At 72.7% G+C, this 13,734-nt stretch carries 10 protein-coding genes; 5 read left to right on the plus strand and 5 right to left on the minus strand.

Annotated elements, in window-relative coordinates:
- Positions 1-12: 12 nt before the first annotated feature.
- Both SY2F82_RS21900 and SY2F82_RS21905 read right to left on the minus strand, forming a co-directional pair.
- On the minus strand, positions 13-918 hold the full coding sequence (locus SY2F82_RS21900; protein ID WP_200420846.1) for a TIGR03619 family F420-dependent LLM class oxidoreductase: 906 nt from the start codon (positions 916-918) through the stop codon (positions 13-15).
- 35 nt (positions 919-953) lie between these two features.
- Positions 954-2,204: an amidohydrolase family protein gene (locus SY2F82_RS21905; RefSeq protein ID WP_200420847.1), complete on the minus strand. Its 1,251-nt coding sequence runs from the start codon at positions 2,202-2,204 to the stop codon at positions 954-956.
- Between the two features lie 231 nt (positions 2,205-2,435).
- Here SY2F82_RS21905 and SY2F82_RS21910 point away from each other — a divergent pair, with 231 nt between their 5' ends.
- Positions 2,436-5,378 carry a BTAD domain-containing putative transcriptional regulator gene (locus tag SY2F82_RS21910; RefSeq protein WP_200420848.1) on the plus strand — a complete coding sequence of 981 codons (2,943 nt, stop codon included), beginning with the start codon at positions 2,436-2,438 and terminating at the stop codon, positions 5,376-5,378.
- 212 nt (positions 5,379-5,590) lie between these two features.
- Positions 5,591-5,755, plus strand: coding sequence for a hypothetical protein (locus SY2F82_RS21915; protein ID WP_200420849.1), 165 nt, complete (start codon positions 5,591-5,593; stop codon positions 5,753-5,755).
- Between the two features lie 85 nt (positions 5,756-5,840).
- Here SY2F82_RS21915 and SY2F82_RS21920 read toward each other — a convergent pair whose 3' ends face one another.
- Together SY2F82_RS21920 and SY2F82_RS21925 are read right to left on the minus strand one after the other, a co-directional pair.
- Positions 5,841-6,878 carry a questin oxidase family protein gene (locus SY2F82_RS21920; RefSeq protein ID WP_200420850.1) on the minus strand — a complete coding sequence of 346 codons (1,038 nt, stop codon included), beginning with the start codon at positions 6,876-6,878 and terminating at the stop codon, positions 5,841-5,843.
- A gap of 85 nt (positions 6,879-6,963) precedes the next feature.
- Positions 6,964-8,586, minus strand: a complete 1,623-nt coding sequence (locus SY2F82_RS21925) for a FadD3 family acyl-CoA ligase (RefSeq protein ID WP_236041723.1) — start codon at positions 8,584-8,586, stop codon at positions 6,964-6,966.
- Between the two features lie 106 nt (positions 8,587-8,692).
- On the opposite strand from SY2F82_RS21925, the gene SY2F82_RS21930 reads away from it, so the two are divergent.
- Genes SY2F82_RS21930 through SY2F82_RS21940 form a run of 3 tightly spaced genes read left to right on the plus strand, consistent with a single transcriptional unit; the run spans position 8,693 to position 11,070 of the window.
- Positions 8,693-9,841: a lipid-transfer protein gene (locus tag SY2F82_RS21930; RefSeq protein WP_200420852.1), complete on the plus strand. Its 1,149-nt coding sequence runs from the start codon at positions 8,693-8,695 to the stop codon at positions 9,839-9,841.
- A 12-nt stretch (positions 9,842-9,853) separates the two neighbouring features.
- Positions 9,854-10,294, plus strand: coding sequence for a Zn-ribbon domain-containing OB-fold protein (locus SY2F82_RS21935; RefSeq protein WP_200420853.1), 441 nt, complete (start codon positions 9,854-9,856; stop codon positions 10,292-10,294).
- Entirely contained in the window at positions 10,291-11,070 is a 780-nt protein-coding gene (locus SY2F82_RS21940) for an enoyl-CoA hydratase/isomerase family protein (RefSeq protein WP_236041724.1), read from the plus strand. The genes SY2F82_RS21935 and SY2F82_RS21940 overlap by 4 nt, the downstream gene beginning before the upstream one ends.
- Before the next feature lie 136 nt (positions 11,071-11,206).
- Here SY2F82_RS21940 and SY2F82_RS21945 read toward each other — a convergent pair whose 3' ends face one another.
- The gene (locus SY2F82_RS21945) at positions 11,207-13,573 is read right to left on the minus strand and encodes a PQQ-binding-like beta-propeller repeat protein (RefSeq protein ID WP_200420855.1); all 2,367 of its coding nucleotides are present in this window, start codon (positions 13,571-13,573) and stop codon (positions 11,207-11,209) included.
- Between the last annotated feature and the right edge of the window lie 161 nt (positions 13,574-13,734).

The raw sequence follows: 13,734 nt of genomic DNA on the forward strand, positions 1-13,734 counted from the left end.
GAGCCTTCCTCCTCAGTCCAGGCGGGGCGCGACCTCGGCCCCGAACGCCGCCATCTGGTCGGTGAGTTCGGCGCGGCTCCGGCTGCGGAACCGCACCTGGATCTGGTCGACACCCATCGCGCGGTACGCCCGCAGGGACTCGGCGATCGCCTCCGGGGCGCCGCCGATCGTGCGCGGGCCGACGTCCCAGTGGACCCGACCGATGTAGAGGGGTTCGGTGATGGCGCCCACGGTGAAGGGGCCGGCCAGCCCGGCCTGTTCGCGGAGCTGCCCGATCCGGGCGATCTGCACAGGCAGCCGGTGGCGCGGATCCCCCTGCGGCAGCCAGCCGTCCCCCTTGAGCGCGGCCCGGCGGACGGCGGCGGGCGAGGAGCCGCCCACCCAGAAGGGGATGTGCGGCTGAGCGGGCCGGGGCCGCTGCCCGAGCCCTTCGAAGTCGTACGCCTTCCCGTGGTGTACGGGGAACTCCTCCGGCCCGAGGGCTTTCCGCAGCGCGTCGATCGCCTCGTCGAGCAGCGGCCCGCGCCGCCCGAAGTCCACCCCCAGCGCCTCGAACTCCTCCCGTACGTGCCCGGCCCCCACACCGAGGACGAGCCGTCCGCCGGAGAGGTGGTCGAGGGTCGCGTACTGCTTGGCGGTGACGAGCGGATGCCGCAGCCCGACGACCGCGACATGGCTGAGCAGCCGCACCCGCTCGGTGACGGCGGCCAGGTGCGCGAGCGTGGCCACCGGGTCGTACCAGACCGTGCCCATGGCGGGGGCGAGCCGGCGCGGGACGGCGACGTGGTCGCAGCAGGCGACGTAGTCGAACCCGGCGGCGTCCGCGGCCCGGGCGACCGCGACGAGGTCGCCCGCACCGGCCCCGGCTTCCCAGGGCTCGGCGTAGAGCGTGGACTGCGACTGGACGGGAAGCTGCATCCCGTACCGGAGCGTCCTGTACCGCAGGGGCCCGCTCAACGCCTGCCGCCCGGCCACAGACCGTCCTCCGTCAGCCCCAGCAGCTCGATGGCGTTGCGCCGGACGATCCGCTCGACGACGTCCGGCTCCAGATGCCCCATCTGCGCCTCGCCGACCTCGCGCGACTTGGGCCAGGTGGAGTCGGAGTGGGGATAGTCGGTTTCGTACAGGACGTTGCCGACCCCGATGGCGTCCAGGTTCCGCAGGCCGAAGGCGTCGTCGAAGAAGCAGCCGTGGACGTGCTCGGCGAACAGCTCGGACGGCGGGCGGTGCACCTTGTCGGCGACGCCGCCCCAGCCGCGGTTCTCCTCCCAGACGACGTCCGCGCGCTCGAGGATGTACGGGATCCAGCCGATCTGCCCCTCCGCGTACATCACCCTGAGGTTCGGGAAGCGCTCGAACTTGCCGCTCATCAGCCAGTCGACCATCGAGAAGCAGCAGTTGGCGAAGGTGATCGTGGAGCCGACGGCGGGCGGGGCGTCAGCGGACGTGGACGGCATCCTGCTGCTCGACCCGATGTGCATCGCGATGACCGTCCCGGTCTCGTCACAGGCGGCGAGGAAGGGGTCCCAGTCGTCGGTGTGGACGGAGGGCAGGCCGAGGCGGGGCGGGATCTCGGAGAACGCGACGGCGCGGACGCCGCGTTCGGCGTTGCGGCGCACTTCGGCGGCGGCGAGTCCGGCGTCCCACAGGGGGATGAGGGTGAGGGGTATGAGGCGTCCGTGCGCCTCGGGCCCGCACCACTCCTCCACCATCCAGTCGTTGTACGCCCTGATGGAGAGCAGTCCGAGCTCGCGGTCCTTGGCCTCGGTGAAGGTCTGTCCGCAAAAGCGCGGGAAGGTGGGGAAGCAGAGGGCGGACTGGACGTGGTTGACGTCCATGTCGGCGAGGCGCTGCGGGACGTCGTACGAGCCCGGGCGCATCTGCTCGTAGGTGATCACCTCGAGCCTGATCTCGTCCCTGCTGCAGCCGACGGCGGTGTCGAGGCGGGTGAGGGGCCGGTGCAGGTCCTCGTACACCCACCAGTCGCCGAGCGGTCCTTCGTCGCCGGGGGCGCCCATGACCGGGGCGAACCTGCCGCCCAGGAACGTCATTTCCTTCAGGGGCGCGCGGACGATGCGCGGACCGGTGCCCCGGTACTTCGCCGGGAGGCGGTCCTGCCAGACGTTCGGGGGCTCCACGGTGTGGTCGTCGACGGAAATGATCTTCGGGAAGGCGGCGCCGGTGCCGGTCGCTGAGGTCTCCATGCCGGTGAAGGTAGCGCTGATCTGACGATCCGTCAGCTACCGCGGACCCGGGGGGGTGCCCGGAACAGGGGCAGACGGGGCGCTCCGGATATGCGGAGAGCGTGTGGGAACCTTGTGACGCACCGCACAGTGGCCTGTGATCGCCGTCTCCCACGGCTGACGCATCCGCCATGAACAAGGCAAACTGGCCTCTTGGTTGTGGACGGTTCGGCAGGGGGCCAGGGGGCAACGATGGACGGTGTGCCGCGAGTACCTGAGCAGCGGGGTCCCGAGGATTCGGCGACACTGCGCTTCGGTGTGCTCGGACCGGTGCGCGCCTGGCGCGGGGAGGAGCTGCTGGTCACCGGCTCACCGCAGCAGCGCGCCCTGCTGGCCGCCTTGCTGATGCGCGAGGGCCGCACGGCGACGGCGTCCGAACTGATCGACGCGCTGTGGGGCGACGACCCGCCCCCGCGGGCGCTGGCGGCGGTCCGCACCTACGCCTCCCGTCTGCGCAAGGTGCTCTCACCGGGTGTCCTGCTCAGCGAGTCGGGCGGCTACGCGGTGCGGCTGGGCGAGCCCCGCTCCCTGGACCTGGCCGCCGCCCAGGAATTGGCCGCGGAGGCGGAGAAGGCGAAGAGCTCCGGGGACCTGTGCCGTGCCCGGCACGTCCTGAACGAGGCGCTCGCGCTGTGGGACGGGGAACCGCTGGCCGGGGTGCCCGGCCCGTACGCGGAGGCGCAGCGGGCCCGTCTGGAGGAATGGCGCCTGCAACTCCTCGAGTCCCGCCTCGACATGGACCTGGAACAGGGCTGCCACGCGGAGGCGGTCTCCGAGCTCACGGCCCTGACGGCGGCGCACCCCCTGCGCGAGCGCCTGCGGGAGCTGCTGATGCTGGCGCTGTACCGCTCCGGTCGCCAGGCCGAGGCCCTGGCGGTCTACGCGGACACGCGCCGCCTGCTGGCCGACGAACTCGGGGTGGACCCCCGCCCCGGCCTGAAGGAACTCCAGCAGCGCATCCTCCAGGCGGACCCGACCCTGGCGGAACCGTCGGCACCGGCACCCGAGCCCTCGGCCACCCCCGTACGCCCGGCGCAGCTCCCGGCGACCGTCCCGGACTTCACGGGCCGTGCCGCCTTCGTCGCCGAACTCAGCGAGGTGCTGGCGTCGGCGGAGGGCCGGGTGATGGCGGTGTCGGCGCTGGCGGGCATCGGAGGCGTGGGCAAGACGACGCTGGCGGTGCACGTGGCCCACCAGGCCCGGTCGGCCTTCCCGGACGGCCAGCTGTACGTGGACCTGCAGGGCGCGGGTCCGCGCGCGGCGGAACCGGAGACGGTCCTCGGCTCCTTCCTGCGCGCCCTGGGCACCGCGGACTCGGCGATCCCGGACTCGCTGGAGGAACGCTCGGCCCTGTACCGCTCGGTGCTGGACGGCCGCCGGGTACTCGTCCTGCTGGACAACGCGCGCGACGCCGCCCAGGTGCGCCCGCTCCTGCCTGGCACCGAGGGCTGCGCGGCGCTGGTGACGTCACGGGTCCGCATGGTCGACCTGGCGGGTGCGCACCTGGTGGACCTGGACGTGATGTCGCCCGACGAGGCCTTGTCCTTGTTCACGAAGATCGTGGGCGAGGAAAGGGTGGCCTCGGAACGGGAGGCGGCGCTGGACGTGGTGGCGGCGTGCGGCTTCCTGCCGCTGGCGATCCGCATCGCCGCGTCCCGCCTGGCGGCGCGCCGCACCTGGACCGTCTCGGTCCTGGCCGCGAAGCTGGCGGACGAGCGACGCCGCCTGGACGAACTCCAGGCGGGCGACCTGGCGGTGAAGGCGACGTTCGAGCTGGGCTACGGGCAGTTGGAGCCGGCACAGGCCCGTGCCTTCCGTCTCCTTGGCCTGGCGGACGGCCCCGACATCTCCCTGGCGGCGGCGGCCGCGGTCCTGGACCTCCCGCTGGAGGACACGGAGGACCTGCTGGAGTCCCTCGTCGACACCTCCCTGCTGGAGTCGGCGGCACCCGGCCGCTACCGCTACCACGACCTGGTCCGGCTCTACGCGCGTGCGTGCGCGGAACGGGACGAACACCCGCCGAGCGAGCGGGACGCGGCGATGTCGCGGCTGCTGGACTTCTACCTGGCCACGGCGGCGGAGGTGTACGCGATCGAGCGGCCGGGGGATCGGCTGGTGGATCACCTGGAGAAGACCCGGACGGCCGGCCTGGTCTTTCCGGACCGGCGGGCGGCCCAGGACTGGCTCTACTCGGAAGCCGTCTCGCTGCTCGCCTGTGTCCGCCAGTCGTCCGACGGCGCGCGGCTCAGGCGCGCGGTCGACCTGTTGTGGGCAGCGGTGGACCTGGCGGAGTCCGGGGCGAACTTCAAGGAGTACGAGGCGGCAGCCACTGCCCTGCGTGATGCCGCGCGTGCGGCGTCGGACGGCCGTTCGGAGGGCCGGGCCAACCTGGTCCTGGCCAACGCCCGCCACTGGTCCGGTTACTTCGATCAGGCGGATCAGGAGGCGCGGGAGGCACTGAGGCTGTCCGAGGCCGCAGGGGATCCGCTGCCCTGCTGCTGGGCGGCAAACATCCTCGGGGCCTTCGCCTTCTACCAGAGCCGTTACAGGGACGCCGAGGACTACCTCGAGCGGGCCATCAAGGACTTTCGCGCCTGCGGTGACCTGCCGGGCACGGCGACCGCCCTGTGCAACCTCTCCCGCTTGCACCTGGCGACGGATCGTGCCGACAGCGCGATCAGCCTCGCTCGGCAGGGCACTGAGATGTACGAGGAGCTCGGACACACGCTCAAGGCCGCGAACGGTCACTACGCGCTTGGCCTGGCCTTGAGCAAGAACGGCCAGCAGTCCGATGCCTCGGACCGCCTCATGCAGGCCCTCCAGGTCTTCCGCGCCAGTCGCCAGCGACTGTGGGAGGGCATGACCCTGTTCCGTCTCGCGGAGGTGGATCTCCTGGCCCAGCGCCCCGCGCAGGCCGCCGCCAACGCCGAGATGGCCCTCGCCATGCTCAGGGGGATCGGTGGGGAATGGCGCCGGGGAAACGTGCTCACCGTCCTCGGCAAAGCACTGAACCGGCTGGGGCAGTCCGGGCGGGCACACGTCTGCTGGCGAGAGGCCCTCGAAATCTACGAGGGCCTGGACTCCCCAGAGGCCGCCGAAGTGCAGGCGTTGTTGGCTCCCGCGGCAGCCGCGTGAGGCTCGACACGGACGTTCATCGTTCGTTTATCGCCGCCAGGCACTCTCTTGTTTGTCGATCCGTCGCGTCGGGGGGCAGACGGACCGCCGGTGAGGTCGCCTGACTCGCAGTCTAGGGTGGGCGACTCGAATGACCCGTCCGGCCACCCTCGGGGGAGTGGCCGGACGGGTCGACGACAGTCCGACAGCAACAACCAAGGGGAGGCACCAGCATGAGCGACACCACCAAGGACCAGCCGGTCGTCAAGCCGGACAACACGCACATCACCGACGCCGAGGCCGGCACCGAGGTTCAGCCGCTCAACACGCACATCACCGATGTCGACGACGGCGAAGCCACCCCGGACAACACGCACATCACGTCGGACCCCAGCTAGACCTTCTCCCACACGGGGATCGGCCGCGGCGGCGCGGAGGGGGAGCCGTCGCGGCCGAAGTCTGTCCGGCCTCGACTCCAGCCCCTCACAACTCCTCGATGAGCCCTGCCGCGCGGATCACCGCCGCCAGCGCGTCACCGTTCCCCGTGCGTCGGTGGACCTCGAGGCAGGTGTCGGCGAGTTTGATGACGTGTTCGTCGCCGTGGTGGACGGCCAGGGCGAAGACCTCCTCCGCCGATTCGGGGGCCGTGGGGAGGCTGTGCCGGGGTGCGGGTGCGGCGGGGGTGTAGGCCGCGGTCACCGCGGCGCTCGCCGCCCAGGCCGCGTGCAGGCTCGTCGCCCACTGGGAGCGCGGCACGGCGGGCAGGGTGCGCAGGACGGCCATGGGGGCGGTCGCGGCGTGGACCAGCATGACGGCCGAGCCGTGGGCGTTGGCGAGGTAGTGCACGGCCGCGGCGGTCGTCAGGTCGGCCAGGCGGTCCCGGGCCTGGTCGGCTTCGGTGGCGGGTCGCAGGGCGGCCAGCGCGGTGGGCCAGTCGGGCAGGTCGGTGAGCTGCCCGAGGCGGTGGTTGATGCCCGCGCTCTGGTCGGGCACGCGGGGGACGCCGGCCAGCGCGGACGCCGGGTCGGCGGTTCCGGCGGGGGTGGTGAGCGGGACCGGTTGCCAGCGGGCCGCCCAGTAGCCGAGGGCTTGGCCTAGTTCGGCCAGGCGCGGTCCGTCCTCGTGGTCCAGCAGGGCGTGGACCGCGTGGCCGGTGCGGATCACGCCGTGGGTGGCGCCGGCCGCGATGCCCGGGAGCAGCCTCGGCCACCATGTCTCCAGCACCGTACGCCAGGGTTGTTCCGTCACTTCACGGCCGAAGAACGCGAGCCAGTCGCCGAGACGTCGCGGGTCTCCGAGCGCCGTGCGCCAGTCGTCGGCCGTGATGGGAGAGGTGCCGCGCGGCAGATCGTCCAGTCGGCGTGTGTAGAGGTCCAACCAGCGGTGGACCTGGGGCGCGTGGCCGTGCCTGACCATGGCTTCCACCGCCATGGGGCCGTGGTTGCTCAGCCAGCCGTCGAACTCCGGTCCCGTCCGGTGCAGCCGTTCGTACGCCTCGTCGAGTGTGCCGTCGATGTCCATGAGACCCGACGGTAGGCGCACGCCGGCCTTTCATCATCGGGCTGCGGATCGAGACCACCCCTTCTTCGGCACTCCTCCATCGGGCCTACGTCGTCCCCGGGCCCGGTCGCGTGCGTCCCCGCAACTCCCCCTTCACCACCTTCCCGCTCGCGTTCCTCGGAAGGGACTCGACGAACTCCACCTCCCTCGGGACCTTGTAGTTCGCCATCTCGCGGCGGGACCACGCGATCAGGTCGTCGGACGTCACCACCGCCCCCGGCCTGCGCACCACGTACGCCTTCCCCACCTCCCCCAGCCGTGCGTCCGGCACGCCGATCACCGCCGCCTCCGCAACATCCGGGTGCAGGGCCAGCAGTTGCTCGATCTCCGCCGGGTACGCGTTGAAGCCGCCCACGATGAACATGTCCTTGATGCGGTCCGTGATGCGGAGGTTGCCCGCCGGGTCCAGTACCCCGACGTCTCCCGTGCGGAGCCAGCCGTCCCGGGTCAGGGCCTCCGCCGTGGCCGTCTCGTCCTCGAAGTAGCCCCGCATGACGTTGAATCCCCGGACCAGGACCTCACCGGGAAGCCCCGCGCCGAGCGGTTCTCCCTGCGCGTCCACCACCCGTACCTCCACTCCCGGGATCGGGCGGCCCGACGTCGTCGCGATCACCTCCGGCGGATCGCTCCTGCGGCACATCGTCACGAAACCGCTCGCTTCCGACAGGCCGTACGCCGTCAGGACCGTCTCGACGCCGAGTTCGTCCCGCAGCCGTTCCACCAGGCGCAGCGGCACCACCGCCGCCCCCGTCACGACCAGGCGCAGAGCGGAGAGGTCGTAGGAGGCCCGCGACGGGTGGTCCAGCAGCGCCTGGTGCAGGGTGGGCGGGCCCGGCAGGACGGTCACCCGCTCCGCCGCCGTGTTCGCCAGTGCCGTGTCCACGGTGAACACCGGCTGCGGGATCATCGTCGCGCCCCGCATCAGGCAGGCCAGCACCCCGGCCTTGTAACCGAACGTGTGGAAGAGGGGGTTGACGATCAGGTAGCGGTCGCCCTGTCGCAGACCCGTCAGGTCCGCCCAGGTCTCGTAGGCCCTCAGCGTCTGCGCGTGCGTGATCACCGCGCCCTTCGTGCGGCCCGTCGTGCCCGAGGTGAAGACGATGTCCGAGGGGCGGTCGCCCGTCACGACCGACGACCTGCGCCGCACATCCGGCTCACCCACCCCCTCCCCGCTCGCGAGGAAGTCCTTCCAGGTGCGGAAGTCCGCCGGGGCGTCGTCCGCCAGGACCACCACCTGGTCCAGGTGCGGCAGGCCCGGCAACGGACCGTCCCCGGGCCCCTCCCCCGCCGCCCTCCGCAGCGACGCCACATACGACGTCCCGAGGAACGCGCCCGTCACGAACAGCAGTTTCGCCCGGACCCGGTGCAGGACGTAGGCCGCCTCCGAGCCCTTGAAGCGGGTGTTGAGCGGCACCAGGATCGCGCCCGCCGACACAGCGCCCAGAGAGGACACGATCCAGTCGAGCGTGTTCGGCGCCCAGATGCCGACGCGGTCGCCGACGCCGACGCCGTTCGCGATGCAGGCCGCCGCCGCGCGTTCGACGCGGGCACCCAGTTCGGCGTACGAGATCCGGGTACGGCCCTCGACGACCGCCTCCGTGTCGTCGTAGCGACGGGCCGCGCTCCGCACCAGCTCCGGAATGCCGCCCCACTCAAGGTCACCGCGCACGGCGTCCTCCCCACGGTACGCACAGCCCATCGCCGTAGCTGACTATCCGTCAGGTTAGCTGTAACCTGACGGACTGTCAGCCGCCGTACCCCGCGGAGGTGCACCCATGGCAGGGTTCAAGGACGCGACCGCCGTCGTCGGCATCGGGCAGACCGACTTCGCCAAGCGGCTCCCGGAGTCAGAGAAGGCCCTGGCCTGCCGTGCCGTCCTCGCCGCCCTCGACGACGCCGGGATCGCGCCCGGCGAGGTCGACGCGCTCGCCTCCTACACCATGGAGGAGACCGACGAGGTGGAGGTCGCCAAGGCCCTCGGTCTCGGGGACCTCACCTTCTTCAGCAAGGTCGGGTACGGGGGCGGCGGCTCCTGCGCGACCGTCGCCCATCTCGCCGCCGCCGTCGCCACCGGGCAGGCCACCGTCGGCGTCGCCTGGCGGTCCCGCAAGCGCGGCAGCGGGCCCAGGCCGTGGAGGAACACGACGGTCCAGCTTCCCACTCCCGCCCAGTGGACCCGGCCCTTCGGGCTCCTCAGGCCCGTCGACGAGATCGGGATGCTCGCACGCCGGTACATGCACCAGTACGGGGCGACCAGGGATCACCTCTTCAACGTCGCCCTCGCCTGCCGGAACAGGGCCAATCAGAACCCCGCCGCGATCATGTACGAGCGGCCCCTGACCAGAGGCATGTACATGAACTCGCGGTGGATCAGTGAGCCGCTCTGCCTCTTCGACAACTGCCTGGAGACGGACGGGGCGTTGGCCTGCGTGGTCGTCTCCCGCGAGCGCGCCCGTGACTGCCGGCAACGGCCCGTCTACGTCCACGCCGCCGCCCAGGGGCTGCCCGCCCAGCACCACGGCATGGTCAACTACTGGAACGACGACCCGCTCACCGGCCCTGCCTGGACCGCAGCCCGCCACCTGTGGAAGCACGCCGACCTCACCCCCGACGACGTCGACGTCGCCCAGATCTACGACGCGTTCACGCCGCTGATCCTCCTCTCCCTGGAGGGCTACGGCTTCTGCGGCCGGGGAGAGGGCGGGGCGTTCACCGAGGGCGGGGCGCTGGAGACCGGTGGGCGGCTGCCCATCAACACGGGGGGCGGCGGGCTCTCCGAGGCGTACGTCCACGGGTTCAACCTGATCAACGAGGGCGTGAAGCAGTTGCGCGGGACCAGCACCGCCCAGGTTCCGGGCGCCGCCACCTGTCTCGTCACCGCCGGCGAGGGCGTCCCGACCTCCGCCCTTCTGCTGAGGAACTGAAGGAGCCGCACCGTGTCCCCCGAGACCCTCCCCGCCCTCCTGTCCCCCGTCCCCGACGAGGACGGCGCCCCCTTCTGGGAGTACGCCGCCCGGGGCGAACTGCGCGTCCAGGCCTGCTCCGACTGCGGCGAGCCGCGCTTCCCGCCGAGGCCCTGCTGCCCGCACTGCCGGTCCTTCGCGAGCCAGTGGCGGCGGATGAGCGGGAGGGGGAGGATCTGGTCGTACGTCGTCCCGCACCCGCCGCTGCTCCCGGCTTACGCGGCCCAGGCCCCGTACAACGTGATCCTGGTCGAGCTGGCCGAGGCGCCGCGCATCCGCCTGGTCGGGAACCTCGTCACCGGGCCCGGCGCGTCCCTGGACTCCGTGCCGCCCGAGCGGGTCCGGATCGGTGCGAGAGTGGAGGCCGTCTTCGACGGGGACGGGTTGCCCCGGTGGGTGCTGGAGCGGTCGTGAGTGAAGGGCTGCGGATCAGCGCCGACAAGGACACCGGGGTCGCGGTCGTCACCCTGGACCGGCCGGGGAGGCTCAACGCCGTCGACCTCGCCACGGCCGAGGAACTGGCCGCCTGCTGGCGCGCGTTCAGGTACGACGACTCCGTGCGGGCCGTCGTCCTCACCGGCGCCGGGGAGCGGGCCTTCTGCACCGGGCTCGACCGGGACGCGGACGTTCCGCAGCCCACCTCGCCGTACATGCTGGACGATCCGCTGCTGAGGATCGGCCCGAAGGCGAACGACCTGTGGAAGCCGGTGATCGCCGCGGTGCGGGGCATGGCCTGCGGTGGGGCGTTCTACCTGCTCGGCGAGAGCGAGTTCGTCGTCGCGGACGAGACGGCTTCCTTCTTCGACCCGCACACCACCTACGGGATGGTCAGCGCGTACGAGGCGGTGTACATGGCGCACCGGATGCCGTACGGGGAGGCCGCCCGGATGGCGCTGATGGGGACCGCAGAGCGGATCTCGGCGCGGCGGGCGTACGAGATCGGGCTCGTGTCCGAACTCACCCCACCCGGCGGCGCCTTGGAGGCCGCGGTGCGCTGTGCCGCCGTCGTCGCCGCCTGTCCGCCGGAGGGCGTGCAGGGCACCGTGCGGGCGCTGTGGGCGGCGAAGGAGGCGGCACGGGCGCAGGCCCTGGCGCAGGCGCCGGCGCTGATCGCGCTCGGGAACCTGCCGCCGGATCGGCAGGCGGAGCTGTTCGCGGGGCGGCGGAGGGATGGGTTCCGGGTGCGGTGAGGCCCCGCTCGGTCCCCTCCGGGTCGCCACGGTATGGCACATCGCGACCACAGCACGTAGCGTCAGGGGTGACGGCCGCCGTCCCGCGCCCCTTCCGTCCGGTCCGGTGCGACGGCCGTCTCCCCCGCCTTGTGGCTCAGGACGTGCGGGACGTCCCCGTGCCCTTCTCCGCGTCCAGTGCGTACACGCAGCGGTCCTTGCTGCACGCGTACACCACGCCGTCCTTCACCACCGGGGCGCCGGTGATCTCTCCGCCGGTGGCCAGCTTCCAGCGCAGGCGGCCGTCGTCGGCCTTCAGCGTGTACAGCAGGTGGTCCGTGGAGCCGAAGTGGATGCGGCCCTCCGCGACCGCCGGGGAGCCCACGATGTCGCCGCCCGCCTGGAAGCGCCACTTGGGGGTGCCGGTGACCGCGTCGAGGGTGTACAGGCCCTTGCCGCTGCCCACGTGGACGTGCCCGGCGGCCACCAGCACCGGGTCGATCGCCGCCCGGGACTCGGTGGCGATGCGCCAGCGGTCGCGGCCGTCCGCCGGGTCGAGGGCGTAGACCGTGCCGAGGTAGTCCGCGAGGTAGACGCCGCCGCCCGTCACCGCCGGGCCCGGTGCGAAGGCGGGCGGGCTCAGGAAGACCGCCGGCGCCTCGAAGTGCCAGCGCGGCATGCCGCTCGCCACCTCCAGCGCAAGGACCCGGGTGCCGGCACAGACGTACACACAGCCGTCACTCGCGTGGGTGAGGCGGACGGGGACACCGCCGCAGGAGGCCGCGTCACCGATGGGGTACGACCAGCGCTCCTCGCCGCTGCGGGCGTCCAGGGCGCGCAGCCGGGCGTCCTGCCACACGTACACCGTGCCGTCGTGGAGCGCGGGGCCCGCCTCCGGGGTCTCGAACTCGGTCTGCGCGCCGGTGAGCTCCCACAGCTTCCGGCCGCCGGACGCCTCCCACGCCTGGACGCCGCCGCCGCGGGTGGCGGTGACGACCGTGCCGCGGTCGGCCTTGAGGGAGTACACCCAGCCGTCCATCTGCAGCCGCCACAGATCGGTGCCCTCGCGGGCGTCCAGGGCGAACAGGGTGGGCCCGTCGGAGGCGTGGACACGGCCGTCCGCGACCGACATCGACCAGGCGACGTCGCGGGTCTTGAAGCGGCGGCGGCCGGTCGCCACGTCCAGGGCGTGCACCTCGAAGGAGGTGACGTAGACCAGGTCGTCGGCGACCGCGGGCGTGCCCCACACGTCGTTCGACATGCGGAAGCGCCACGGGCGCCAGCCGGAGGCGGCCTCCGGGGGCGCGGGCGGCGCCGGGACCGCGGGCGCCGCTCCGGGCGCGCCGTTGACCCCGGCCCCCGGACGGGACCAGGACGCGGCGAGCGCGGCGTGAGGCGGCGGCGCCTTCAGCGCGGCGGCCCGGGCGTCGGCGACCCGCGGCCCGGGGCCGATCGGCACGGAGGCGCCCGCGAGCCGCACCGGCCCGGAGTCGGGCGCGCCGACCGGCATCGGCACCGGGTCGTGGGACGGCGGGGGCGGCACCGGGTCGTGGGAGGGCGGAGGCGGCACCGCGGGGCGCGCGCCGCCGCCGCTGCGGTTGCCGGAGGCGGAGGGCTTGGTGGCAGGGCGCCCGCCCCGGCGGGCCTCGATCAGGGTGACCGCCTTCTCGGGCAGCCACGCCGACGCCGTACCGCTGTCGTCGGAGCCGGAGCCGAACAGGTGCGGGGCGAGCTGCGCCTGGAGGTCGGCCGGGTTGGGGCGGGCGGTGGGGTCCATCTGCATGCAGGACTCGATGAGCGGGCGCAGCTCGTCCGGCAGTCCGGACAGGTCCGGGCCCTCGCGCAGCAGCATGAAGACGGTCTCGACGGGGTTGGCGCCGTGGAAGGGGGGATGCCCGGTGGCCGCGAAGACGAGCATCGAGCCCAGCGAGAACACATCGCTGGCACCGGTGACGCTGCGTGAGTCCTTGGCCTGTTCGGGGGACATGTAGGCGGGCGTGCCGACGGCCACGTTGGTCATGGTCAGACGGGTGTTCGATACACCGGAGGCGATCCCGAAGTCGATCACCCGGGGGCCGTCCTCCACGACGAGGACGTTCGACGGCTTCAGGTCCCGGTGGACCAGGCCCGCCCCGTGGATGGACTGCAGGGCCTCGGCCACGCCCGCCGCGAGCCAGCGCACCGCCTGGGCCGGCAGCGGGCCGCACTCGGTCACTATCTCCTCGAGGGAGGGCGCGGGCACGTACGCGGTGGCGAGCCACGGCACGGCCGCACGGGGGTCGGCGTCGACCACGGCGGCGGTGTAGAACCCGGAGACCGCCCGGGCGGCCTCCACCTCGCGGGTGAAACGCACCCGGAACAGCTGGTCCTCGGCCAGTTCGGTGCGCACCGTCTTGATCGCCACGCGCCGGCCGGACGCCGAGCGCGCGAGATAGACCAGCCCCATGCCGCCGGCACCCAGCCGTCCCAGCACCTCGAACGGCCCGATCCGCCGCGGATCGTGCTGCGTCAGCTGATCCACCACTTGCCTGCCACCTCCCCGTACGGGTCGCGTCATGCGCCTTGTGCACGCGACCCCGTGCAGCGTCTCACCACCGCACCGCCATGGCGGCACGCACCCCGATTCTTCCTGTCCGGGCGTGTGGAAGCTAACCCGAGGGCGGAACGGGGTGTCTCAGGACAAAA

Source organism: Streptomyces sp. Y2F8-2 (genome assembly GCF_014905555.1).
Taxonomy (GTDB): Bacteria; Actinomycetota; Actinomycetes; order Streptomycetales; family Streptomycetaceae; genus Streptomyces; species Streptomyces cynarae.

What these genes read in the sequence shown, in the direction of transcription:
- SY2F82_RS21920 (WP_200420850.1), bottom strand. Translation starts at nt 6,878, where the DNA reads ATGGACATCGACGGCACACTCGACGAGGCGTACGAACGGCTGCACCGG.
- SY2F82_RS21915 (WP_200420849.1), top strand. Translation starts at nt 5,591, where the DNA reads ATGAGCGACACCACCAAGGACCAGCCGGTCGTCAAGCCGGACAACACG.
- SY2F82_RS21910 (WP_200420848.1), top strand. Translation starts at nt 2,436, where the DNA reads ATGGACGGTGTGCCGCGAGTACCTGAGCAGCGGGGTCCCGAGGATTCG.
- SY2F82_RS21930 (WP_200420852.1), top strand. Translation starts at nt 8,693, where the DNA reads ATGGCAGGGTTCAAGGACGCGACCGCCGTCGTCGGCATCGGGCAGACC.
- SY2F82_RS21905 (WP_200420847.1), bottom strand. Translation starts at nt 2,204, where the DNA reads ATGGAGACCTCAGCGACCGGCACCGGCGCCGCCTTCCCGAAGATCATT.
- SY2F82_RS21900 (WP_200420846.1), bottom strand. Translation starts at nt 918, where the DNA reads ATGCAGCTTCCCGTCCAGTCGCAGTCCACGCTCTACGCCGAGCCCTGG.